The organism is Eikenella sp. NML03-A-027 (assembly GCF_001648395.1).
GTDB lineage: Bacteria > Pseudomonadota > Gammaproteobacteria > Burkholderiales > Neisseriaceae > Eikenella > Eikenella exigua.
The window spans coordinates 39,891-63,797 of sequence record NZ_LXSM01000011.1 but is presented as its reverse complement, the minus strand read 5'-3'; the positions used below and the strand labels follow the sequence as shown (position 1 = coordinate 63,797).

Sequence of the window (23,907 nt, the reverse complement as noted above, 5' to 3'; positions counted from 1 at the left end):
GGCCGTCTGAAAGGCTACCTGAAAAACAAACACGGCGGCAGGGTACGGAATGCACGCACGCTCTGCGCCCGTTGCTGCATATTCCGACATGGCGGGCTGCAGCCTGCCTTATGCGTCGGGCTACCAGAAAACGGTGCATTCAGGCCTTGCCGGCAAGTTTCTGATAGCGGGCGAGCAGGAAAGAGACGCGGTCGGCATCGGCGGTTTTGCCGGTGTAGCCGTAGGCTTCGTCCACGGCGTCGTCGAGGGCGTTGTGGGCTTCGGCCAAGGGTGGCGGCATGGTGTCGGGGTGGTAGAGGCCGGCGAGTGTGGGTTCGGGCAGGGGCGTGAAGCCGGGTTCGGCGGCGCGGGCGGCGTTGATGCGGCGGATGCGGTCGCGTTCGGCTTCACGCCCGTCAAGCACGGCTTGGGCGGCGGCTTCAATGGCGGCGCGGTGCGCCTGCCCGCCCTCGGTGGTTTCGGGCGGCAAGGCGGGAAACGGGAAATTGTTGTACACCACGCTGCTGGAATATTGGTATCGGCTTTCCAAACGGCCGGCCACAGCACGCATAAAAGCGTTGTGCATGGTGCTGCACAATATGCCGAAATGGTAGAGCGTGGCATCAGGGACGATAAGCGCACTGCCGTTGGCGATGATATCGGGTTCGATATAGCCAATGGGGAGATAGCGGCGGTTTTCCGAGGATACTTTAGGCAGGAGCAGGTAGCGGTTTTCCGGCTGCCTGATTTCACCGAATAGGCCGGGTGCGGCGGCCAGCTCGTAGGTGGTTTTGCGTTTGCTTTTTTCACGGAAGGCCCGTACTTGCTCGGTGCGCCGTCGGGCAAAGCTGCTGGCGGCTGCCTGTTCGGCGGGGATACCGTCCAGCCAGAGGCAGTAGCGTTTTATCCCGTTGAGGAATTCTTTGCCGCCCATGTAGGGGCGGATGAGTTTGCCGTTGGCGGGGTCTTCCTGCAAGGCTGCCTGAAATTCGCTTTCGGAAAGGATGAGGAAACCGTCGTCTATCGGCATGCTGCCGTAGCTCATGGGCGGGGCATCGGGTGAAACAGGTTTGCCGCGCTTGCCGATGATGATGTCGGGGGCTTCCAGCAGGTAGGGGTTGATGCGGCGCACGCTCTGTTCGCGCCCGTCGCCCGCGATGTCGTCGGAATAATCCCACAGGGTGCGGCGGCGGGCGGCTTCGGTTTTGGTTTGCGGGATGGCAAAGCCGATGATGACGCAGTGGACGGCGGCCATGCCGTGTCCGGCATTCTGCCATTTGAAGGTGCGGTGGGCGAAGAGGATGTGGATGCCGCCGGCCAGCAGGGGCGGCCAAAGGACGGCCACTTGTTCGCCCTGGGTGATGCTGTTGGTGGAGACGAAGGCGGCCTTGACGTGCGGGTGCTGCTTCATCCATTGCGCGGCTTTGATGTACCACGCGGTTACGTAATCCAGCACGCCCGCGCCTTTGATGTGCCCTACCACTTTGCCCATATCGGCTTTCTGGGCGGGGCTTTGTTCTTTTTTGCCCAAAAACGGCGGATTGCCGACGATGTAGGCGATTTCCTGCGGGCGGGAAACGAGGGTTTCCCAGTCGGCCTGCAGGGCGTTGGCGCAGCGGATGTCGGCGCGGCGTTCGAGCGGGATGCGTTTGTAGCCTTCGCGGTAGCGGCGGTTCATCTGGTGGTCGGTAAGCCACATGGCGACGGCGGCGATTTCGCAGGCGGCGGGGTCGATTTCGATACCGTGGAACTGGTGCACGTCGCATTGGGAGGCGGCCTGCTGCGCGCCTGCGGTGTGTTCGAGTTCGCGCAGCGCCTGCATTTCCAAAAGGCGCATTTCGCGGTAGGCGACGATGAGGAAGTTGCCGCAGCCGCAGGCGGGGTCGAGGACGTGTATCTGCTGGATGTGTTTGACGAATTTTTCCAGCTTCTTGGCATCTCCCTGCGCCTGGCGGTATTGTTCTTTGAGGCCGTCGAGAAACAGGGGATTGATGGCGCGGCGGATGTTTTTCTCGCTGGTGTAGTGTTCGCCGAAGGCGCGGCGACGGGCGGATTTCCGCTTTTTGCCGTTTGCGGGCGGCGTATCGGCGTTTTCCATGATGTTTTGAAACAGCGTGCCGAAGATGTCGGGCGAGATGTCGGCCCAGTCTATTTCGCAGCATTTCAGCAGGGCGCGGCGCATTTGGCCGTTGAAGGCGAATTTGCCTCCGCCGCCGTTTTGGACGAAGAGTTTGCCGTTGATGTAGGGAAACTGCAGGCGGAAGCCGCCGTATTCGGCCAGCAGGGGCTTGGGGGTGTTTTGGCGGAGTCGGTCGGCGGTATCCAGCCATTCGAACAGGTCGCGCAATCTGCCGCCGAGGTCGCCGCCGTCGGCCTGGCTGCCGGAAACCAGTGCTTCAAACACGCCGTTGCCGCCAAAGAGTTCGGTGTCGTCGGCAAACAGGCAGAAAAGGAGGCGCACGAGCATGGTTTGCAGGCTTGCGCCTCCGTAGCCTTGGTTGAGGAATTCGCGGTGCAGGGCGGAGAGGCTGTCGGCGGCGGCGAGGGTGAGGGCTTCGTTGCGCTTGGCGATGATGCGCTCGTAGCCTGCGATGAAGGCGAGGTCTTCTACATGCCGCTGGAAGTCGTAGAGCTTGAATTTGAGGGTTTTTTCGGGCAGGGCCGCGGTTTTGGCGGGGTTGAGCGCGTAGAGGTGCAGGTTTTCAAAGTCGGAAACGAGGATATGTTCGGGTTTGTCGCTTTCTTTTTCTAAAAGCTGCACGTATTCCAGGGCTTGGTTGAAGGCGGCTTCCAAATCTTCGCCGCGCGATTTCATTTCGATGAGCAGCAGGCCGGGAAAGAAACCGTCGATGCGGTTGATGCCTTTGCGGTCTGCCTTTCTCACGCGGAATTCGAATTCTACGGCGTGGTGCGCGTCGAGGCCGTATACGCGGCACAGGGCGGTGATGAATTTCTGCGCCTCGCCCATTTCATAGGCGAAGGCGGCGCAGTCTTTGGCGAAGCGGTCGGCGTTTTGCCGGAGGATGGCGGGGTCGGTCATGGCTGGTCGTGTGTTGTTGGTAATCGGGCTTGGTGATAAATGTTCAGACGTGCCGGGCGGTGGGAGGCCACCTGAAAACGTGGGCTTCAACGAAGTGGGAACAAGCAAAGCGAAGCACCGCCGAAACGGCGTTTTGCCGCAGCCGAAGCCGGGTTTCTGCGCAATTAAAGCGGGAAGTGCGGGATTGTGCCACGACCGCGCCTGTTCGGAAACAGGAGAGCAGGGTTGATTTTGCAGGTAGCCTTAATTAAAGGCCTGGGGCTGTTTGAAAAGGGTTCGGCATAGCACACCGCAATCGCCGTGCCGCCGTCTTGTTTTTGGTAATACGCGCCTGCGCTGCCCCATGCGAAGCGGCGGCATTTGCCTGCGGCCGATATTTGAACGGTGCAGAGCGTGCTGCCGAGCTGTTTGTCCAGCCAGCGGTCGAATTCCTGTCTGCGTTGCAGTTCGCGCGCTTCCGTCCAGGCTTCCCAACTGTTGTCTTCGCCTATCGGGCAGAAAAATAGCGACACGCTGTCCAGCCGCTCCTGCCGGAAGCGTGCGGCAACGGCGTATTGCTGAAACGTGTCGGCAAACGACAGTCCGAAATGGGTGGTTCCGGCGTATGGAACGAACGGGCGGGCTTGGGGATAAAGGGCGGCCAAGTCAGACAAGGCGGTATGCGCGGTGATGATATTGCCGTCCGGCAGGGTAATGCTGCCGTTTTCGGAGTTGAGCTTCATTTTGTTTTTGATTCGGCTTCGGTTTGGCGCAGAATGTGCAGGCAAACCCTCATCCCGCATTGCTATGCCTGCCGCGCTTAATTTCAGGTAGCCTGAAAACCGGTTGTTTATTGGCCGGAGGGGGAGGCTACCTGAAAACGCAGTGCGGCGGGTTTGGCGAGGCGGGAAACCGCTACCTGCCCAAAATCGCGTCCAAAGCCTCGCGGTTGGTGGGGCTGAATACGTTGAGTGCGCCGGAGAGGAGCAGCGTGCCGGGGGTGAGGTCGTCGCGGCCGGGGGGCGGGGTGCGGCAGGCGAGGGTGCAGTCGAACACGCCCATATTGGTGGCGTTGTCTTGCCAGGACAGGGTGATTTGCACGTCGAGCACGGTGCCGACGGGGATTTCAGGTAGCCCGAAGGTGAGCTTGCGGGTGCCGAGCAGGAAGCCGAGCTGCACGGGGCGGCCGGCGTCCAGCGCGTGTGCGCCCGCCCATGCGCCCACGCCTTGCGCCATGATTTCCATGCCGAGCCAGCCGGGCAGGGCGTTTGCGCCGTCGGGGAGCAGGATGCAGTCGGGCCGGATGGTGCAGACGGCGTGCAGGCTGTTTTCGTCGTAGGATAAAACTTCGTCCAGCAGCACCATGCGGCCGCTGTGCGGCAGGAGGGCGGCGGGTTGTTTAATCGGACATTGGGGCATGTTCTTCTCCAATGATGAGGACGCTGTTGTTGCCGCCGAAGGCAAACGACGAACTCGCGCCGATGCGCCGCCCTTGCGGCCATCGGCTGCCTGAAACGGTGAGCGCGATTGAGGGCAGTTCGGGATCGGTTTGGCCGTCCCACAGTTGGGGCGGCAGGCTGCCTTCGGGATTATCGCGGCGGCTGGCGATGCCCCATACGAAGGCGGCTTCGATCGCGCCGGCTGCGCCGAGGGTGTGGCCGGTGAGCGGTTTGGTGGAGGTGGCGGCGGTGTGGCTGCCGAACACTTCGGCCACGGCGCGGTTTTCCATGCCGTCGTTGAGCTGTGTGCCGGTGCCGTGCAGGTTGATCCAACCGATGCTTTCGGGCGGCAAGCCGGCGTGGTTTAGGGCTACCTGAAAAGCCTGCGCCGCGCCGAGGCCGTCGGGGCGCGGGGAAGACATATGGTGCGCGTCGCTGCTGGCGCCGTAGCCCAAGAGTGGCAGGGCGTCGCCGTCGTCTTCGCGGGTCATCACGAATACAGCGGCGGCTTCGCCGATGTTGATGCCGTTTCGGTTGCGCGAAAACGGGTTGGCAATGCCGTCTGAAAGCACCTCGAGGGAAGCGAAACCGTTGATGGTAAGCGGCGAGAGCGTGTCCACGCCGCCGCACAACACCGCGTCGCACACGCCCAGCCGCAGCAGCCGCGCCGCGCTGATGAGCGCCCGCGCGCCGGACGTGCAGGCGGTGGACACGCCGTAGCACGCGCCCCGCAGGCCGTACGCCGCCGCGGCGAAATCGGCGGGCGAGGAAAGCAGTTGCGCCTGCTGTTTGAACGGAATGTCCGCCCAGCCGCCACCGTTTGCAACGTGTTGGAACAGCGGGATATTTTCGTCCGCACCGCCCACCGACGTGCCGATTACCACGCCGATTCTATCCGCGCCATAGCGGCTGAGGGCTGCCTGAATCTGCGGCTCGATTTGCGCCAAAGCGTCCCACAGCAATTGATTGTTGCGGCTGCAGTGTTCGGCGGGCAGATTGTCGGGAAACAGGCGCAACGGCCGGTTTACCGCGCCGAAAGCACGGTTTTTGCCCTTCACCCATTCGCTGGAAAACGTGAGCGGGCTGTTTTCAGACGGCCTCAACAGGCCATCCAAATGCTCTGCCAAACCGCTGCCCAAAGCCGACACCAAACCCGGCCGGCCGAGGTATACCCGTGCCTTATTCATCATTCTCTCCCAAAGGCGTCAGCCGCCATTTCGCCCCGCTGCCCTCCAACTCGCGCGGCCGGCCGTCTGAAAAACCGTTTTCCAACAGCGGGAACATCGCCGTGAACACCGCCTGCGCGGCATGGTTCGGCGGCACGAAGCCGTCGCGCCGCCAGCCGCTTGGCGTGGCCAGCAAACGCGCCAGCGGCGCACCGAACGCGTCGGTTTGAATCCAGCGCGACTGCCCACCCGCCTCGCCCTGCACCACCAGCAGCGACACCTGCTCCGCCGCGCCGGTTTCATCCAGCCGCTCCAGCTTGAAACGGCGGCTCTCGCCCGCCGCCAAATGCGGCAAATCCTGCGGCGCGAAAGTGGCACCGCAGGCGGCAAGCAGCAGCGCGGCAACGATGGGGACGAGAAGCTTGGGGAAGGTCATTTCAGGTAGCCTTTGCGGAATGGGAATGGGGTGGGATTATAGACGAAGCGGGGCGGGAGTGGATTGTCGGGGATGAGCGTTTTGATGATGGGCTTTCAGACAGCCTCTTTGTAGAGTCGTTTAAAAAATGTATTTAGTTTGAAGTACACTTTAATTAAATGACTTTTTTGGAAGTTTTCCCGATAGCGGTTGAGTGTGCTGAGGTTGATAGCGGAGTATTGCTCGCCGGTTGTGCCGTCGTTTTCCCATCGGTAAATCGGGCAGGAAGCCTAATCTGCCGGAGGACGGAGGGAATAAAACGAGTAGTATGGGCAAGAAATAAGACTAATTTTTCATTGGTGCTTAACTTGAAATTCGTTTTGAGCATGCCGTTTTAATTCTTCGATCAGGTGTATTGTCGGCCAATCCGATAAGGACGACTGGCCAGAAGAAATCGGTATGTTTAGTTAGTCTTTTGGCTAATTGGTGGTTTGTTTATTAGTATATGGTTAATTACTTTGGATGTATCAATACTACTTAGGTTTTGATTTTTTGACAATTATGTTTTCAGGTAGCCTCGAGAAAAGGCTACCTGAAAACGTTTGGACAGCATATGCTTGGATTTTACTAAAATACTGCGCTGATACCGTTCGATTTCGCTGCCACACTATTTATTTTATCCATCTTAGATGTTTAGATACTAATATGAGTTTTAATTTCTTCCTGCCTAATTCTCCTGTTACGAATAGTCAAACCAACTATTAGATATAGTGTGGTAGGTATCATTCCTAAGGAGAGGGAAAAGAAAATGGCATGATTTTTTTCTATAGAAACAATTCCAAGCAGGAGTAGAGGATTGATAACAGCATCTTCCATAGTATGTGCAATGACTAAAGGCCATAGCGACTTAGTAATTCTGAAAATCTCGGTATACATTACACTCCAAGCTATAACCACTACAAAACCTATTAGGAAAAAAGGGACTCTTCCAATAGGCAGAGCATTGTTAATTTCAGTTTCTGATAAGAAAATCATAATATAAGGAAGATGCCAAATCCACCATATACATCCAACAAGTAGATAAAGTGCTAAGTCTGATAATTTCAGTTTTAATAGCTGATTTGTGAGATATCCTCTCCAAACAGATTTTTCAAATATATTTTTTATAAACTGCGCTGCAATTTGAACAAGTAAAATGCCTATATAGGTTCCAATAGTGATATTAGTGCTGGGAAATTTTATACTGCCTGTCATTGTCCCAAGTAAAATGACGATTACAGTTACTGTAGGGTATATCAATAAACTGATTAAATACATCATTTTATTTTGTTTAAAGTTGGGGTCAAATCCGGAATTTTTCCAACCATCTCCTCCGAAAGTACGGAGAATTATTGTACAGATAAGAGGAGAAGCAAGCCATAAAAGTAGGCCTAAGGATCCGCCTTCGCCAGTTGTCGTTCCTATATTTTCATAATTAGCTTGATTAGTCGCTATATCTATCAGATAGCCTATCCAGCCACAAAGAGTAGAAAAAATTGTAAAGATAATTATATTGCGCTTAATTTTCTTTTTATCATGCATCTTAAATTACCTTTTATTCAATATAATTATAATTTTATAATTTTTTTGTGGCTGATTTAGATAATTAGGATAAATTACTCTTTATCATTGTTTTAAAATAGAATAAGAGACTTTATTTCACTATTTTAAGCCGTCACCTACATTCCTTAAATATAACTTTAAATTCTCTTTTGGAATGCCATTAAACTTACGTAAATGACGTTTTGTCTTTTGGCAAAGCGGGTACTGTAGTTGATGCACAAGAGGCTAAACTCGCTGACATCTAGCACATCATAGCTTTATAACAATCTGTATAAACAATGCTATCAAGCCTTACTTGTTCGCGGATAATGGGCAATGAAGTAGTTTTGTGATTGGGTACTGCAACGGTATAAACTCTGCCATTGCGCTTCAAAAGCTCGAATACAGCAACTTTTCCTGTAGCACCGCGACCCCGTTTGTCTTTAAGTCGTTCACTAAAATAACTTTCGTCAATCTCAACTTCTCCGTTGAATATTTTCGAATGTGAGCTGTTGTGAAATATAACAGGAGCAGTCGGTGGAAATAATAAGCTGCGGTATTTTTGTTGACGCCGACCAATTGGGCTGCTGTTCTGGCAGTAACGCCAGCAACTTTCAGGTAGCCTTTATTTTCTCTGCCGCTATTGCTGCGACTGCTGTGTGGTTGGAGCACTGCTGTGTTTGCGCGCATACAGTACCCAATACAGCACGGAGCAGGCGGCAAACCAGATGGGCATGCACATCAGCCCCAGCCGGGTGTCGGCATCGCGCGAGAAGAGCACCAGCACGAAGGCGAGGAAGGCGAGGCACACCCACACCATGGCGGTACCGCCGGGCAGCTTATAGATGGATTTTTCGTGCAGATGCGGGCGGGTTTTGCGGTATTTGAGGTAGGCCAGCAGAATAATAGCCCACACGAAAATGAAGCCGATGCTGGAGAGGGTGGTGACCACGGTGAACATGGCCATGATGTCTCCCTCCTGATACAGCAGAAATACGGCCACAATCAGGTAGAGGCAGGAATAGAGCAGGCCGGTGGCAGGCACGCCGTTGCGGTTGAGGCGGCTGAACATGCGCGGAGCCACGCCGGCTTCGGACAAACCATACAACATGCGGCCGGTGGAGAACATGCCGCCGTTGGCGGAAGAAAGGGCGGACGTGAGCACCACGAGATTGACCAGCCCGGCGGCAATCGGAATGCCGATAAGGGTAAACATATTTACAAACGGGCTCTTGGCGGGATCGATTTCGTCCCATGGCGTTACCACCATAATCACGCTCAAGGCCAGCACGTAGAAAATAATCACGCGCACGGGGATGCGGTTGATGGCTTTGGGCAGGTTGATTTCCGGGTCTTTGGTTTCGGCGGCAGCCGTGCCCACCAATTCAATGCCCACAAAAGCGAACACGGCAATCTGGAAGGCGGAGAAGAAGCCACCGATGCCGTTGGGGAAGAGTCCGCCATGATTCCAGAAGTGGCTGAGCGAGGCTTTTTCGCCGGAAGTGGGATCAACAAAACCGCTGACCACCAAAAAGCAGCCCACGGCAATCAGGGCAACAATGGCTACGATTTTCACCAGGGCAAACCAAAATTCCATTTCGCCAAAGAGTTTTACCGTGAGCAAATTCATACTGGCCATGAGGATGATGCACAGCAGCCCGGGCAGCCACAGCGGCACATCCGGCCACCAGAATTGGGTGTAGCCCGTAATGGCGATGATGTCGGCCATGCCGATTACCACCCAGCAAAACCAATAGGTCCAGCCCACAAAAAAGCCGGCGGCCGGGCCGAGCAAGTCGTGGGTGAAGTCGGTGAAGGATTTGTATTCGAGGTTGGAAAGCAGCAGCTCGCCCATGGCGCGCATGATGAAAAATAGGAAAGCGCCGATGATGATGTAGGCGAGGATAACGGAAGGGCCGGCCAGATGGATGGTTTTGCCCGAGCCCATAAACAGGCCTGTGCCGATGGCGCCGCCGATGGCGATAAGTTGCAGGTGGCGATTTTTCAGGTTGCGTTGCAGGCTATGCGGGGTTTCTTGGTTGGTGCTCACGGGTATTCCTTTGTACTTCCTATCGCGGATGAAGTTGGCACTTAAATCCGCTCTAACTTAATCGGCCGCCACAGCATTGCGGCAGCCCGAAGCGGAATATACCCCAGCAAATAGCGCACAGGCAACTGATTTTTATAGATAATATTAAATTATCGCTGTTTAAAAACCCTTTCCAACCCGTTTTTTGGTATGCATTTCCCCTGAAAAATATAATTTCGCATGAAAAATGCCGACCAAAACCGCTGGTCGGCAGAAATTTTCAATGCTTGCTTCAATTCGTTAAGCAATCCGTTTGAGTAAATCCAGCAAAATGCGCCAGCACTCTTCCACGGTATCAATCTGCACCCTCTCTTTGGGCGAGTGCGCGCCTTTGATGGTGGGGCCGAAGGAAATCATTTCAGTGTGCGGCAGGTGTTTCTGCATCAGGCCGCATTCCAGGCCGGCGTGTACTACTTCGATTTGCGGCTGCTGCCCGCGTACGGCGGCAAAGGATTCGATGGTTTTTTGCAGCAATGCAGACGACATATGCGGCTCCCAGCCGGTGTAGTCCTGTTCAGTTTGCAGCGTGGCGCCGGAGAGGCGTGCGATTGAGCCGAGCAGGCGGCAGAAGTCGTCTTTCGGCCGTTCGCGCAGCGAACGCAACAGCATAGAGGCGGTAAATTTGCCGTCTTTCGTGTGCACTACGCTTAAGCAGTTGGAGGTGTCCACCACGCCATCGAACTCTTCGCTCCATTTAAGTACGCCGCTGGGAACGGCAGCGAGCAAATCAATAATGCGGCGGCTGTCGGCATGGCTGGCGGCCTGTGCACCCTGGCCGAGCGGGGCTACCTGAATCGCCAATTTATCGGCAAACTTGCCCAATTCGTTTTGCGTTTCGGCACGCACGGTGTCGGCCAGTTCGGTCAGCGCACCAACAAATGCCTGGGGCAGCACGATTTCGGCTTCTGCCTCGGAAGGAATCACGTTACGCAACGCACCGCTGTGGAAGGCGGCCAGCCGCCAGCCGCTTTCTTCCGGCAGGCGTGCCAACAGGTCGGTCAACACCTTGATGGCGTTGCCGTGGCCGCGGTGAATATCGATACCGGAATGTCCGCCCAACAAGCCGGACACGGTAATGCGCACATGCTGCCCATCGGCTGCTTCGGCGGCAAAAGGCAGGCTCAAATCGGCATCGCGTCCGCCCGCGCAGCCCACATACACGCAACCGGCTTCTTCGGTATCCAAGTTGATCAAATAGCGGCCTTGCAGCAAGTCGCCACGCATTTGGCGTGCACCGTCCATGCCGATTTCTTCTTCCACCGTGAGCAACACTTCCAAGGGCGGGTGCTTGATATCGTCGGCAAAAGCCACGGCCAAGCCCATGGCCGAGCCGAGGCCGTTATCCGCGCCCAGCGTGGTTTGCGTGGCGTGTACCCAGCCATCGATGATTTGCGGCCGGATGGGGTCGGTGGCGAAATTGTGCGGCGAATCGGGAGTTTTTTGCGCCACCATATCGATGTGCCCCTGCAAAATCACGCCGGGCTTATCGGCCATGCCCGCGCCGTGTGCCGGCTTGCGGATATAAATATTGCCCTTTTCGTCTTGCTGCACCGCCAGGCCTTTTTCCTTGGCACGGGCAACAATCATTTCGGCCAGCGCGGCTTCTTGATAAGTGGGGTGTGGAATAGTGCAAATATCGGCAAACCACTGCCAAACAGCCTGCGGCTGCAAAGAATGAAGCGGATTCATGGGGTCTCCTTTGGGAATGATGGGGCTACCTGAAAATGTAGCCGGAGCAAGAGCCGATACCGTTTGGCAAACGCATCGGCGCAAAAAACGGCTTGAGTTTAAACCTGCATCGCACGACAGGCAAGTGGAGTAAAAAGACTACCTAAAAGCATGAGTTTCCACGAAATGAAAAACTGTTTTATTTTTCAGGTAGCCTCCCCGCTATTAGCTTGTCCGTCCCCTTTTCCATTACAATACTACTTAACCCATCTTCAAGCCATCTGCATGCGCACCCTCGTCTTCCTCCTCTTCCACACCCTGGCCGCACTGCCGCTTTCCGTGCTGCACTTCATTGCCAACTGCGCCGGCGGCCTGCTTTATTGTTTCGCCCGCGCCGACCGCGAACGTATCCGCAACCACCTGCATACCGCTGGCCTGCCCAACGATGCCGCCCACGTCCGCACCGTGTTCCGCGAAACCGCCAAAGGCGCGCTCGAGCTGCCGCTGGCCTTTTTCCGCAGCCCCGAGCAGGTGGCCGCCCTATTCGTAGAAACCCACGGCTGGGAACACATCCAGGCCGCCCTCGATGCCGGCGAAGGCCTGCTGCTCATCACCCCCCACATCGGCAACTACGACCTCGCCGGCCGCTACATCAGCCACCGCCTGCCTTTCCCGCTCACCGCCATGTATAAGCCGCCGAAAATCAAAATCTTAGACGACATCATGCAGGCCGGCCGCGTGCGCGACAAAGGCCGCACCGCCCCCACCAACCTGCACGGCGTGAAGCAAATCATCCAAGCCCTGCGCCAAGGCGAAGCCACCATCGTTTTGCCCGACCACGTGCCCGACGAACACGGCGACGGCGTATGGGCGCCCTTCTTCGGCCGCCCCGCCTACACCATGACCCTGGCCGGCCGCCTCGCGCAAGTAAAAAACGTGCGCCCCCTGTTTTTCGCCGGCATCAGGCTACCTGAAAACCACGGCTTCGCCCTACATATCGAGCCCGTAACCGGCAGCTTCAACGGCGACAAAGTTCACGACGCCGAAATCATCAACCGCAATGTGGAAAACTGGGTGCGCCGCTTCCCTGAGCAATATCTCTTCGCCTACAACCGCTACAAGCATCCTGCTGGTGCCCCGCTGCCGCCTCAGGGGTAAATCACGCCTTTAGTTGAGAAAATATCTATTAGAATAAATAGATTAGAGGCTACCTGAAAATTCCAGGTAGCCTTTCTTGCCATAGCCTTCCGCCAAATAGCCAAGCACTTTTTGCTATAATTACTTCTTTTGTTTTCTTTCAACTTTCTCCAGCCAAATGCCGCAGCAAGATTTCTCCCAGATCCTCTCCAAAGACCGCCACTTTCTGCAATCCGCCTTCAAAAATCCAAATAAATACGGCGGCTTGCCCAAAGTCGAAGAAAAATACCAAAAATCGCACGACCTCTATCTGCAACGCCTGTTCAAACTGTCCAAACCCGAATTCGACAACACCCTGCCCGTTCACGAAAAGCTCGAGGAAATCAAAAAAGCCATTGCCGAAAATCAGGTAACGATTATTTGCGGTGAAACCGGCTCGGGCAAAACCACGCAGTTGCCCAAGATTTGTTTGGAACTCGGGCGCGGGGCAGCGGGGCTAATCGGGCATACCCAGCCGCGCCGTTTGGCGGCGCGCTCGGTGGCGGAGCGGATTGCCGAAGAGCTAAAATCGGAAATCGGCAGCGCGGTCGGCTATAAGGTACGCTTTACCGACCACACCTCGCGCGATGCCTGCGTCAAGCTGATGACCGACGGCATCCTGCTGGCGGAAACGCAGACCGACCGTTATCTCGCCGCCTACGACACGATTATCATCGACGAAGCGCACGAACGCAGCCTGAACATCGACTTCCTCTTGGGCTACCTGAAACAACTACTGCCGCGCCGCCCCGACTTGAAAGTCATCATCACCTCGGCAACGATAGACGCAGAACGCTTCTCCCAACACTTCAACGGCGCGCCCGTGCTGGAAGTGAGCGGGCGCACCTACCCCGTCGAAATTCTCTACCGCCCGCTGACCAGCAAAGACGAAGACGACGCGGAAGTAGAGCTGACGGATGCGATTGTCGATGCGGCGGACGAATTGGCGCGATACGGTGAAGGCGATATTTTGGTATTCCTGCCGGGCGAACGCGAAATCCGCGAAGCCGCCGAAGCCCTGCGCAAATCCATGCTGCGGCGCAACGACGAGATCCTGCCCCTGTTCGCACGCCTGTCGCACGCCGAACAGCACAAAATCTTCCACCCCTCAGGCGCAAAACGCCGCATCGTGCTGGCGACCAACGTCGCCGAAACCTCGCTCACCGTGCCGGGCATCAAATACGTCATCGACACCGGCCTCGCGCGGGTCAAACGCTATTCCGCACGGGCGAAAGTGGAGCAGCTTCATGTCGAAAAAATCTCCCAAGCCGCTGCCCGCCAACGCTCCGGCCGCTGCGGACGCGTATCCGCAGGCGTGTGTATCCGACTGTTTTCAGAAGAAGATTTCAACAGCCGCACCGAATTCACCGATCCCGAAATCGTCCGCAGCAACCTCGCCGCCGTCATCCTGCGCATGGCAGCGTTGAAACTCGGCGATGTGGCAGCATTCCCATTTTTAGAAATGCCCGATTCGCGGTATATCAATGATGGGTTTCAGGTGTTGTTGGAATTGGGGGCGGTTAATGAACACAACCGCCTGACCAAACTCGGCGAACAAATGGCGCGCCTGCCCATCGACCCGAAAATCGCGCGCATTTTGCTGGCGGCGAAGAAACACGACTGCATGGCGGAAATATTGGTGATTGCGTCCGCGTTGTCGATTCAAGACCCACGCGAGCGGCCGCTGGAAGCGCGCGATGCTGCCGCCAAGGCGCACGAGCGGTTTACCGACAAGCAATCCGATTTCCTTGCCTACCTGAACATTTGGGACAGCTTCCAGCGCGAGCGCGACAAAGGCTTGTCCAACAAGCAGTTGGTGCAGTGGTGCCGCCAATATTTCCTGTCGCACCTGCGGATGCGCGAATGGCGCGAGCTGCACCACCAACTTGCCCAAACCGCGATTGAAATGGGTTTGACCACCAAGGAAGCCGCTTTCAGACGACCTCCCGAAGTCAGGCAGCTCACGTCGTCTGAAAATGCTGGCAACCAAGACCTATCCGACAAACTCAAACAAAAACAACTGGATAAGAAACAACACCGCGCCCAAATCCGCGCTGCCAAAGAAGCGGGCTACGAACAAATCCACCGTGCCCTGCTCACCGGCCTCATCGCCAACGTCGGCATGAAATCGCCCGACGGCAACGACTACACCGGCGCGCGCGGCAGCCGCTTCCACCTTTTCCCCGCCTCCGCCCTGTTCAAAGCCAAACCCAAATGGGTGATGGCGGCAGAACTCGTTGAAACGACGAAACTTTATGCCAGCGACGTGGCCGCCATCCAGCCCGAATGGATCGAGCAGGAAGCGCCGCACCTCGTCCGCTACCACTATTTCGAGCCGCACTGGGAACAAAAACGCGGCGAAGTCATCGCCAGCGAACGGGTAACGCTCTACGGCCTGACCGTCTTGCCACGCCGCCCCGTGTCCTACGGCAGAATCGCCCCCGAAGAAGCCCGCGAAATCTTTATCCGCAGCGCGCTGGTGGCGCAGGAATGCGATTTGAAAGCGGACTTTTTTGTCCACAACAAAAAGCTGATTAAGGAAATTACCGAACTCGAACACAAATCGCGTCGGCAGGATGTACTGGTCGATGATGAAGCCCTGTTCGCGTTTTATCACGAACGACTGCCCGATTTTTATACGGCAGACGCGGTTTTAGACGGCCTGCATCCCGCAAATCCGCAGCAAACCGCCCCCTCCTATTCGGGGGAAGATCGGAGAGAGGGCAAAACAGTTGCCGCCCAAACCAACTTTCCCGCAGTCACAGCAAGCCCTCTCCCTAACCCTCTCCCACAGGAGAGGGGACAGAGTACCGCAGTTTCAACGGTTTCAGACGACCCCAAAGCTCAAAGGCTACCTGAAAACTCCCTATGCTACGCCGACGGTCAACCAATACTGCTGGGTGACCGTGTAACGATCGACAGCAAACAATGGCACGGCAAAATCGTTGCCTTGATTGCCGAGCAGCAATGCGACCCGTCCATCGGTTCCGCCGAAGAATGGGCGACATTACAAAGTGGCGTAATGGCGCAATTTGACGAAGCAGGCTTGGTGCACTATCCCGATGCTGAGACTGCCGACGAACTCATCTTATTGGCACGAGCGGATGCAGCAGATGTCCTAAAATCTAAAAAGCACAACGTAGAATGTGTGGCGCAAGCCACGCACGCGGATTCCAAAGATACGGGCAACCGCGTGCGTGAACCGAGTTCACACACCCTACAAAATGTTTCAGACGACCCCAAACCCCAAAAGCAGCCTGCACCCCCAAAAGGCCGTCTGAAACCCCTCCCCCTCGCCGACATCCGCACCTTCCAAGCCTGGCTCAAAACCGCCGAGCGCGACAACCCGCGCCTGCTGTTCCTCAGCCGCGACGACCTCATGCAGCACGCCGCCGCGCACATCACTGAAGAACAATTCCCCAAACACTGGCAAACCGCAGACGGCAAATTCAAACTCAGCTACCGCTTCGAGCCGCACCACCCGCTCGACGGCGTTACCCTCACCCTGCCGCTCACCGTGCTCAACCGCATCAGCCCCGCCGCCCTCGAATGGCTCGTGCCCGGCATGATACGCGAAAAAATCCAGCTACAAATCAAAGCATTGCCCAAACAAATCCGCCGCATCTGCGTGCCCGTGCCTGAATTCATCACCCAATTTTTAAGCCAAAACCCCGACCGCAACGCCCCCATCCTGCCCCAACTCGCCCAAGCCATCGCCAAAACCGCAGGCGACATCCGCATACTGGAGCAAATCAACCAAGACGAATGGGCCGCGTTCAGGCTGCCCGAACACTGCTATTTCAACCTCCGCATCATCGACGACGGCGGGCAAGAATTAGCCATGGGGCGCAATTTAATCCAAATCCAACAACAACTTGGCAAAGCCGCCGCCACCACCTTCCGCGACAACACCCAAGAATTCGAGCGCGAAAACGTTACCGCATGGGACATCGGCACCCTGCCCGAATCCATCAAATTCGCCCGCGGCAAACAACAGCTCACCGGCTACCTCGGCCTGCAAAAAGAAAAAGACGGCCGCATCGCCCTGCGCCTGTTCGACACGTCCGCCGCCGCCGAACAAGCCCACCGATTAGGCGTGATCGAACTCATGAAACTACAACTAAAAGAACAAGTTAAAGACCTGAACAAAGGCATTCAAGGCTTCACCCAAGCCGCCATGCTGCTCAAACACATCAACGCCGACACCCTGCGCGACGACCTCACCCAAGCCGTCTGCGACCGCGCCTTTATCGGCGAAGACGAGCTGCCGCGCAACGAAAAAGCCTTCAAAGAACAAATCAAACGCGCCCGCAGCCGCCTGCCCGCCGTCAAAGAAGCACTCAGCCGCTACTTGCAGGAAATCGCCGCCGCCTACGCCGAACTCAACGGCAAACTCGGCAAACACCCGCTCACCCACCTCCTAAGACTACACCTGCAAACCCTGCTCGCCGCCGGCTTCGCCACCCGCACCCCGTGGGTACAATGGCCGCGCCTCCCTATCTACCTCAAAGCCATGACCATGCGCCTCGAAAAATACAGCGGCAACCCCGCCCGCGACGCAGCCCGCGAAGCCGATATACAGGAATTGGAACAAATGTGGCAGGAAAAAACCGACAGCTTGGTGAAACAAGGACTACCCGTTTCAGACGACCTCGCCGCGTTTAAATGGATGATTGAAGAATTGAGAGTGTCGCTGTTTGCGCAGGAATTGAAGACGCCGTATCCGGTGTCGGTGAAAAGGTTGTTGAAGGAGTGGGAGAGGTTAGGTAACTAAGCTTTAGCTTTGTTTCAGGTTATCTGAAAAATCAACTTCTTTGTTGATAACGATGTTACTATGCACGAAATCGAATGCACGTACTTGTCACGCCGTCTTTCTCATCAACGAAGCCAGCTATGCTGATATTTTGCATTAAGTGCGTACGCAGGAATTTTAGGCGGAAGTTCAGAATATAAGGCTTTTTTATACAGCCAAACTAAGGCGCAAGCCTCTCTTTAATCCACTTATCACCCTCCAGCCGATATTGAATGCGGTCGTGCAGGCGGCTGGGACGACCTTGCCAGAATTCCATCCGGTCGGGAATCAGCAGGTAGCCACCCCAGTGCGGCGGACGCGGTACGTGCAGGGGGTGTTTCACAGCTTCAGCCGCTGCGCGTGCCACGATGATACTTTTACCGGCAATCACGCTGCTCTGCTCGCTGGCCCACGCGCCCAAGCGGCTGGTGTAGGGGCGGCTGGCGAAGTATTCATCTGAAGATTTAGCGTCCAGTTTTTCCACCCGCCCTTCGGCACGCACCTGCCGCTCCAGCTCCGGCCAGAAAAAGGTGAGCGCGGCAAACGGATGCGCCGCCAGCGCGCGGCCTTTGCGGCTTTGATAGTTGGAGAAAAACACAAAGCCCCGGTCGTTTACCTCTTTCAATAACAGGATACGGCTGTTGGGCCGGCCGACTTCGTCCACCGTGGCCACGCTCATGGCGGTGGGCTCTTTAGCGGCAGAATGGATGGCCTCGTTCAGCCATTTTTCAAACTGCGGCAGCGGCGTATTGGCGCAATCGGCTTTGGAAAGCTCCTGTTTGCTGTAGTCTTCACGGATATTGTGCAAATCCATCGGTTTCTCCTTTCTCAAGTTGCTAACTGATAAACACTATCATATTGAAGTTATTAAAAGATTTTATTCACCATCCAGTGCGGTTTGGCTATAATAGCGCAGTTTCGGTTTTTAGGATAATCCGCCATGCAGCTTACCGCCATCGGCTTGAACCACCAAACCGCTCCGTTGAGCATACGCGAGCGGTTGGCTTTTGCTGCTGCCGCGCTGTCTGAGGCATTGCGAGCTGGTAGGCAGCCGCACGGCCAACGAAGCCGTGATTTTATCCACCTGCAACCGCACCGAGCTCTATTGGCGTAGGCGAGCTGGACGATATTGTCCGCTGGCTGGCCGACTACCGCAAGATTCCCGGAGCACGCTGGAGCCCTACTTCTATCGCTACTAAACCGAAGCCTTGGTACAGGTGTATGGGCTAAATTCTAGATAAAGCACTTTTTTGAGAGCTTGGTTGTTGAGCAGGAAAAGGCTACCTGAAAATCTCAGGTAGCCTTTTCCTATGCAGCCGGGCTGCTTATTTAACTTCTTTAACTTCGTTGTGGATTACGTGTTGGGTACAAGCATTCGAACTGCTGTTTTCAAGTAGCCTTTGCCGCCTTAGGCTTCGCCTGCTTCGTCCATGCCGACAATGGCGAGGCTGTCGATGCCGGATTTTTCGTTATCGCGGCCGCGTTTGCTGTTGAGCTGGATGTTGAGGCGCAGGTCGTTTACTGAGTCGGCGTTTTTCAGGGCGTCTTCGTAGGCGATGTGGCCGGCTTCGTAGAGGTCGAACAGGGACTGGTTGAAGGTTTGCATGCCCAAGTCGCGGGAGTGGGCCATGATTTCTTTCACGCCGTGGATGTCGCCGTTTAGAATCAGCTCGGCGATCAGCGGGGAGTTGAGCAGCACTTCCACGGCGGCCACGCGGCCTTTGCCGTCGGGCTTGGGCACGAGGCGCTGGGAAATGAAGCCTTTGAGGTTGAGCGAGAGGTCGTTCAAAAGCTGGGTACGGCGCTCTTCGGGGAAGAAGTTGATGATGCGGTCGAGCGCTTGGTTGGAGTTGTTGGCGTGCAGGGTGGCCATGCAGAGGTGACCGGTTTCGGCAAAGGCTAGCGCGTAGTCCATGGTTTCGCGGTCGCGGATTTCGCCGATGAGGATTACATCGGGGGCTTGGCGCAGGGTGTTTTTGAGGGCGGCAAACCAGTTTTCGGTGTCCACGCCCACTTCGCGCTGGGTGATGATGCAGTTTTTGTGCGGGTGCACGAATTCGATCGGGTCTTCGATGGTGATGATGTGGCCGTGGCTGTTTTCGTTGCGGTAGTCGATCATGGCGGCCAGGGAGGTGGATTTGCCGGAGCCGGTGCCGCCCACAAAAATCACGAGGCCGCGTTTTTCCATCACCACTTGTTTCAAAATCGGCGGCAGGTTCATGTTGTCGAACTTGGGAATCTGGCTGGTGATCACGCGGCAAACGAGGGCGGTGGCACCGCGCTGCACCATGGCGTTGATGCGGAAGCGGGACACGCCGGCCAGGCTGATGGCGAAGTTGCATTCTTTGGTGTTGTCGAATTCTTCGGCCTGTTTGTCGTCCATCAGGGCGCGGGCGATGAGGGCGGTGTGGTCGGCGGTGAGCGGTTTGTCGGTAATCGGGGTGAGCTTGCCGTCGAGCTTCATGGCCGGGGGGAAGCCGGCGGTGATGAATAGGTCGGAGCCTTTGCTCTGCACCAGGTGGTTGAGCAGGCCATGGATGAATTTTTTCATCTCTTCGTTGTAAGCGGGGATTGCCATAGGACGTTTTCCATTTGGGTTAAGGTTGTGGAGTATTTAGATGACGTTTTCAGGTAGCCTCTTTGCGCGGGCAGGAGGCTACCTGAAAGTTGGTGCAGTTAGGCTTCGCTGTCTGGGCGGCGGAACAGCAGCACGGGCATGGGGGCTTGGCGCAGCACGCCTTCGGCTACGGAGCCCATCAACAAATGCAGCAGGCCGGAGAAGCCGTGGGTACCCATGGCGATGAGGTCGCACTCTTGGCGCACGGCCTCTTTAATCAACACGTCGGAAATACGCATGCCGTCGTTTTCCAGGGTGTCCACTTCGTATTTCACGCCGGCCTGCTTCATGATGGCTTCGGCATGGTCGGCCACCTGCATTTCGGCCGCATACAGCTCTTCGGAATTGGGCAGGCGGCTGGCTTCGCGTTTGAGGTCGGTTAAATCCACTACGTGCACGGCCACCAATACGGCATCGGTTGCCTTGGCCAACCGGCAGGTTTGTTCCAGGGCGTAGAGAGAGGTTTTACTGTCGTCTATCGGAACGAAAATCCGTTGATACATTTTGCCACTCCTTTTAGTTGCTGGCGGCCGGGCAGGATTGCCGCCGCCAATTCTTTGCAGACCGAATCACTTTACCTGCGATGAGATTGTAAAGCAAATTGCATCACTTTACAGCGACTGCTCTATTTACCAAGGCAGGCTACCTGAAAACTGTGGCAGCTTGGCACGGCAACATCTCAACAAGCCGTGCTACACAGCTTAAAGGCTACCTGAAAAACCAATTCCGTTTTTCAGGTAGCCTTTAACAATAGATACCAACTACTCTTCGTCTGGCGGCAAATCGGCGCTGCCCATGCGGCGCAGGATGATGCGGGTTTTATTGCGCAGGCGGCGGTCTTTGCGGTGTTGTTGGAAGTATTTAGGGTTGGGCAGCATGGCGATGAGGGAAGCGGCTTCACCGGCGCGCAGGCGGGATGCCGGCTTGTGGTAATAATGTTGGGAGGCGGCTTCGATGCCGTAGATGCCTTCGCCGAATTCGGCCACGTTCAGATACACGGTGAGGATGCGCTCTTTGCTCCACATGTTTTCCAGCATCACGGTAATCACGGCTTCTTCGGCTTTGCGCACGTAAGAGCGTTCGGCAAACAGGAACAGGTTTTTGGCCAGCTGCTGGCTGATGGTGGAGCCGCCGGCGCGGATGGTGCCGCTGCGCTGGTTGCGGCGCATGGCGTGTTCGATGCCGTTCCAGTCGAAACCGTCGTGGTTGCTGAATTGGGCATCTTCGCTGGCGATGGCGGCCTGTTTCACCACGCGGGCGATTTGGCTCTCGTCCACCCAAGTTTGCTGCACGCGGGAGAAAGTGGAAAGGTTATGACGCAGCATAAAGGCGCTGGTGTGCACGGGCTGGCCTTTCCAATAGGCTAAGAGCAGGAAAACCAGCAGGTGGAAGCCCAACAGGAGGAGAATGATGCTCCATACCAGGCGTTTAAACCAGCGGCGCAGCAGGCCAGGGCGTTTCTTGGCAGGTGGCGTAGTGGGGGTGGTTTGGGGGGTGGAAACGAATTCGGGGGAGAGGGTATCCATCGGCAAATCAATATTGGGCAGGACGGGGCAATTATAAAGGAATCCGGTTTTAATTTTGGTGAAGCTTATGTTTTAGCTTCGCAGGAACTTTGCCTTGGCTTTGCCAAGACGTCGTTTCAGGTAGCCTCAAATCGGATCTAAGAATTAAGGGGCGCTACCGGCGTACTTTTTCAATTAGTTTGTCCAAGGCTGAATGTTGAATCACCGGTTCTCCTATTCTCCCAGTTTTGGACTATGTTTGCTGAACTGGTTCACCGCCAAGGTTTCCCGGCCGATGATGAAGTGAGCTTCGGTTTCGGTCATCTGTTTCTCTTTCAGACTAAGCAACGATTTTTCAGGTAGCCTTTCAGTATGCCTGACAGGCTACATGAAAGCGTCAAAGCGTCCGTAGTTTCTATGAAGCTAAAACGTAAACAGCCAACCATCAAAGTAAATCGGCTTGTATAGTGCTTGCTTGATGCGTCCGTGGGTGAGGCCGGGGAGGTAGAGCTGCATGAAATCGCAGGCATAATTGCGCAGATAGCCATCCTGCTACATCACAACAATAGATGGTCTGCCGGCAGGCAAACCAAATCGGCATCGCGCTGCGGGTCGTAGGCGGTGTCGGCTAGAAGCTCCCAGCCGGTGCGCACATAAGTTTTAATCATGCCCTCATTCATGCTGGAAAGTGCCACCTGTGGCAAAGCCAACCTGCTGTTGGTAAAGGCTTGCTACAATGCCGCATCCTGTTCGGCATCGGTGTAACCGATGAGCGGTGCGGACGACAAATTTACTAGGTTGATGCGGCTTTGCCCGTTAGCGCGTGCCCCTGCGGTACCAATACGCAGCGGTTCCAAGCCCGCACTGATATGACGCAACTTGGAATGACGCGCATCCCCTCCGAATTGATGGTGAAATCGGCTAAGCTATCGGCCACTAACGGTGGCAACACATGCCGTGCCTAAGGCGTAGGCAATCATTTAGCCACTATCCTGCTCGGCAAGTTCAGTGCCAATGCTGCGGATGCTCTGCACCTTGAGGAAGATGCGCTCGGCAATCCCTAGTACGGCCTGCCTCAGCAGCGTAACTGCCACAATGCGCTTGCCGTGCTGCACACAAACAGCTGCTCGCCCAGCTCGTCTTCTAAAAGCTTTATTTGTTTGGAAATGACCGGCTGGGAAGTGAAAAAATTTCTACCACCTCCGGAATATTCAGATTGCAGCGGTAATCTCTAGAAAATAGCGCGGTTGTCGCAGTTTCATGATGCATCCAAGTGGTGTTTGTCGGATTTATGCGACAAGCCGGTCGACGAAGTGCCACAGAAATCACCAGTTTCGCCTGAAACTGATAAAGATTGGATGGTAGCATGACCTGCCAGCATTATTTTGCCGTGTGCTGGTAATTTGCGATGGGATTTGTTGTTTTTTAACAACTTACAGAGAAATAACCCTTTCTTTTGCCATTATACTGCTGACAGTAAGGGTAATTTTGGGCATGATTGGGTACGTAGGAAACGGAGGCGCCCGTGCGGCGGGTAGCCAATTCCTTATTGACAGTTCGGGCACGGTTTTTTATAGTGATACCCCGAATATATTTGGATTACCGCAGTATCTGGGCGGTCCGTATATGGTGATTTTTGTGAAGACCGGTATGCTGTAAAGCTTCCCAGGTCTACGCATAACAAACTTTTTGATGAGGGAATAACATGACCAAACAGCTTAAATTAGGCGCTTTGTTCTTGGCCTTGGTTGCTTCCGGTGCCGCTATGGCGGACAGCAGCTTCAATAATGAAAAATATGGCTACACTATCAGCGAGCAGTCTCGCGAAGTAGTTCGCTCCAACTATGAGCCCAAAGGTGCTCACGAATGCTGGGAAAACAGCTTCTTGAACGCTGAAGTGGATCGCTTGGGTCTGGTAGAGTGTGGCGACCGTCAGCCAGAAGCTCCTCCTACCGAACCGCAAGTACGTGAAGAGCTGGTGTCCTTGTCATCCAACTTCCTGTTTGGTTTTGACAAATTCAACCTGCGTCCCGAGGCTCGCACTACTTTGGATGAGCTGGCTCAGCGCTTGACCGGCAGCAACGTACAATCTGTACGTGTTGAGGGTAACACTGACTTCATGGGTAGCGATGCCTACAACCAACGCCTGTCTGAGCGTCGTGCTAACACTGTTAGCGAGTACCTAGTTGGCCGTGGCGTACCGGCTGAGAAAATCTCTGCTGTTGGTTTGGGTGAATCTCAAGCTAAGATGACCGAGCAGTGTCAGCAAGAAGTTCGCAACTTGGGTCGTCGTGTTTCTGCTGCCCGCAAACGCAGTGCTCTGATTGCATGTATCGAGCCGGATCGTCGTGTAGACGTTCGCATCCGTACTTTGGTTGAGCAACCTGCTCAGTAATCGTTATCCAATTAGCATTTAATACTGAAAACCGGACTTTATACAAAGTCCGGTTTTTTATATGCA

The 23,907-nt window shown here is 55.5% G+C and carries 18 protein-coding genes and 2 pseudogenes; 4 read left to right on the top strand and 16 right to left on the bottom strand.

Annotated elements, in window-relative coordinates:
- Nucleotides 1-139 precede the first annotated feature (139 nt).
- From A7P96_RS11455 to A7P96_RS04775, 9 genes and pseudogenes are all read right to left on the bottom strand, one after another.
- Nucleotides 140-3,127 (bottom strand): DNA methyltransferase, encoded by a 2,988-nt coding sequence (locus A7P96_RS11455; RefSeq protein WP_304438920.1) that lies wholly within the window; start codon nt 3,125-3,127, stop codon nt 140-142.
- 56 nt (nt 3,128-3,183) lie between these two features.
- Entirely contained in the window at nt 3,184-3,741 is a 558-nt protein-coding gene (locus A7P96_RS04805; protein WP_231863636.1) for a hypothetical protein, read from the bottom strand.
- A 172-nt stretch (nt 3,742-3,913) separates the two neighbouring features.
- A complete protein-coding gene (locus tag A7P96_RS04800) occupies nt 3,914-4,417 on the bottom strand; it encodes a thioester dehydrase (protein ID WP_067525169.1) in 504 nt (167 codons plus the stop codon).
- A complete protein-coding gene (locus A7P96_RS04795) occupies nt 4,398-5,624 on the bottom strand; it encodes a beta-ketoacyl-ACP synthase (protein ID WP_067525167.1) in 1,227 nt (408 codons plus the stop codon). Before A7P96_RS04795 ends, A7P96_RS04800 begins: the two co-directional genes overlap by 20 nt.
- Nucleotides 5,617-6,039 carry a hypothetical protein gene (locus tag A7P96_RS04790; RefSeq protein WP_067525166.1) on the bottom strand — a complete coding sequence of 141 codons (423 nt, stop codon included), beginning with the start codon at nt 6,037-6,039 and terminating at the stop codon, nt 5,617-5,619. Before A7P96_RS04790 ends, A7P96_RS04795 begins: the two co-directional genes overlap by 8 nt.
- A gap of 672 nt (nt 6,040-6,711) precedes the next feature.
- Nucleotides 6,712-7,599, bottom strand: coding sequence for a CPBP family intramembrane glutamic endopeptidase (locus A7P96_RS04785; protein WP_067525164.1), 888 nt, complete (start codon nt 7,597-7,599; stop codon nt 6,712-6,714).
- A 144-nt stretch (nt 7,600-7,743) separates the two neighbouring features.
- Nucleotides 7,744-8,289: pseudogene (locus tag A7P96_RS10255) on the bottom strand (IS1595 family transposase); the annotation flags it as partial.
- Nucleotides 8,240-9,649, bottom strand: a complete 1,410-nt coding sequence (locus A7P96_RS04780) for an amino acid permease (RefSeq protein ID WP_067525162.1) — start codon at nt 9,647-9,649, stop codon at nt 8,240-8,242. The gene A7P96_RS04780 and the pseudogene A7P96_RS10255, both read right to left, overlap by 50 nt.
- A 279-nt stretch (nt 9,650-9,928) precedes the next feature.
- A complete protein-coding gene (locus A7P96_RS04775) occupies nt 9,929-11,377 on the bottom strand; it encodes an aminoacyl-histidine dipeptidase (protein ID WP_067525160.1) in 1,449 nt (482 codons plus the stop codon).
- A 264-nt stretch (nt 11,378-11,641) separates the two neighbouring features.
- Here A7P96_RS04775 and A7P96_RS04770 point away from each other — a divergent pair, with 264 nt between their 5' ends.
- Together A7P96_RS04770 and hrpA are read left to right on the top strand one after the other, a co-directional pair.
- Nucleotides 11,642-12,514 (top strand): lysophospholipid acyltransferase family protein, encoded by an 873-nt coding sequence (locus A7P96_RS04770; protein ID WP_067525158.1) that lies wholly within the window; start codon nt 11,642-11,644, stop codon nt 12,512-12,514.
- 157 nt (nt 12,515-12,671) lie between these two features.
- Nucleotides 12,672-17,306: an ATP-dependent RNA helicase HrpA gene (hrpA, locus tag A7P96_RS04765; RefSeq protein WP_067525156.1), complete on the top strand. Its 4,635-nt coding sequence runs from the start codon at nt 12,672-12,674 to the stop codon at nt 17,304-17,306.
- Between the two features lie 199 nt (nt 17,307-17,505).
- On the opposite strand, the gene pdxH is transcribed toward hrpA, so the two are convergent.
- On the bottom strand, nt 17,506-18,138 hold the full coding sequence (gene pdxH / locus A7P96_RS04760) for a pyridoxamine 5'-phosphate oxidase (protein WP_067440200.1): 633 nt from the start codon (nt 18,136-18,138) through the stop codon (nt 17,506-17,508).
- 126 nt (nt 18,139-18,264) lie between these two features.
- Here pdxH and A7P96_RS10250 point away from each other — a divergent pair.
- Nucleotides 18,265-18,488, top strand: a pseudogene (locus A7P96_RS10250) (glutamyl-tRNA reductase); the annotation flags it as partial.
- Nucleotides 18,489-18,732: 244 nt separating this feature from the next.
- Here the strand turns inward: A7P96_RS10250 and A7P96_RS04755 are convergent.
- The 6 genes from A7P96_RS04755 to A7P96_RS11500 all read right to left on the bottom strand — a co-directional run bounded on the left by A7P96_RS04755 (nt 18,733) and on the right by A7P96_RS11500 (nt 22,614).
- Nucleotides 18,733-19,902, bottom strand: coding sequence for a PilT/PilU family type 4a pilus ATPase (locus A7P96_RS04755; RefSeq protein WP_067525154.1), 1,170 nt, complete (start codon nt 19,900-19,902; stop codon nt 18,733-18,735).
- Between the two features lie 98 nt (nt 19,903-20,000).
- Nucleotides 20,001-20,444 (bottom strand): universal stress protein, encoded by a 444-nt coding sequence (locus tag A7P96_RS04750; protein ID WP_067525152.1) that lies wholly within the window; start codon nt 20,442-20,444, stop codon nt 20,001-20,003.
- Between the two features lie 258 nt (nt 20,445-20,702).
- Nucleotides 20,703-21,467, bottom strand: a complete 765-nt coding sequence (gene mtgA / locus A7P96_RS04745) for a monofunctional biosynthetic peptidoglycan transglycosylase (protein WP_197476447.1) — start codon at nt 21,465-21,467, stop codon at nt 20,703-20,705.
- A gap of 710 nt (nt 21,468-22,177) precedes the next feature.
- Nucleotides 22,178-22,303, bottom strand: coding sequence for a hypothetical protein (locus A7P96_RS11365; protein WP_255361164.1), 126 nt, complete (start codon nt 22,301-22,303; stop codon nt 22,178-22,180).
- A 123-nt stretch (nt 22,304-22,426) separates the two neighbouring features.
- Nucleotides 22,427-22,561, bottom strand: a complete 135-nt coding sequence (locus A7P96_RS11360; protein WP_255361163.1) for a hypothetical protein — start codon at nt 22,559-22,561, stop codon at nt 22,427-22,429.
- On the bottom strand, nt 22,522-22,614 hold the full coding sequence (locus A7P96_RS11500) for a hypothetical protein (RefSeq protein ID WP_369799141.1): 93 nt from the start codon (nt 22,612-22,614) through the stop codon (nt 22,522-22,524). Before A7P96_RS11500 ends, A7P96_RS11360 begins: the two co-directional genes overlap by 40 nt.
- Nucleotides 22,615-23,151: 537 nt before the next feature.
- On the opposite strand from A7P96_RS11500, the gene A7P96_RS04740 reads away from it, so the two are divergent.
- Nucleotides 23,152-23,841: an OmpA family protein gene (locus tag A7P96_RS04740; RefSeq protein WP_067440207.1), complete on the top strand. Its 690-nt coding sequence runs from the start codon at nt 23,152-23,154 to the stop codon at nt 23,839-23,841.
- Nucleotides 23,842-23,907: the final 66 nt, after the last annotated feature.

Coding starts and splice junctions, on each gene's coding strand:
- A7P96_RS04805 (WP_231863636.1), bottom strand. CDS start 3,741: ATGAAGCTCAACTCCGAAAACGGCAGCATTACCCTGCCGGACGGCAAT.
- A7P96_RS04800 (WP_067525169.1), bottom strand. CDS start 4,417: ATGCCCCAATGTCCGATTAAACAACCCGCCGCCCTCCTGCCGCACAGC.
- A7P96_RS04795 (WP_067525167.1), bottom strand. CDS start 5,624: ATGAATAAGGCACGGGTATACCTCGGCCGGCCGGGTTTGGTGTCGGCT.
- A7P96_RS04790 (WP_067525166.1), bottom strand. CDS start 6,039: ATGACCTTCCCCAAGCTTCTCGTCCCCATCGTTGCCGCGCTGCTGCTT.
- A7P96_RS04785 (WP_067525164.1), bottom strand. CDS start 7,599: ATGCATGATAAAAAGAAAATTAAGCGCAATATAATTATCTTTACAATT.
- A7P96_RS04775 (WP_067525160.1), bottom strand. CDS start 11,377: ATGAATCCGCTTCATTCTTTGCAGCCGCAGGCTGTTTGGCAGTGGTTT.
- A7P96_RS04770 (WP_067525158.1), top strand. CDS start 11,642: ATGCGCACCCTCGTCTTCCTCCTCTTCCACACCCTGGCCGCACTGCCG.
- hrpA (WP_067525156.1), top strand. CDS start 12,672: ATGCCGCAGCAAGATTTCTCCCAGATCCTCTCCAAAGACCGCCACTTT.
- pdxH (WP_067440200.1), bottom strand. CDS start 18,138: ATGGATTTGCACAATATCCGTGAAGACTACAGCAAACAGGAGCTTTCC.
- A7P96_RS04755 (WP_067525154.1), bottom strand. CDS start 19,902: ATGGCAATCCCCGCTTACAACGAAGAGATGAAAAAATTCATCCATGGC.
- A7P96_RS04750 (WP_067525152.1), bottom strand. CDS start 20,444: ATGTATCAACGGATTTTCGTTCCGATAGACGACAGTAAAACCTCTCTC.
- mtgA (WP_197476447.1), bottom strand. CDS start 21,467: ATGGATACCCTCTCCCCCGAATTCGTTTCCACCCCCCAAACCACCCCC.
- A7P96_RS04740 (WP_067440207.1), top strand. CDS start 23,152: ATGACCAAACAGCTTAAATTAGGCGCTTTGTTCTTGGCCTTGGTTGCT.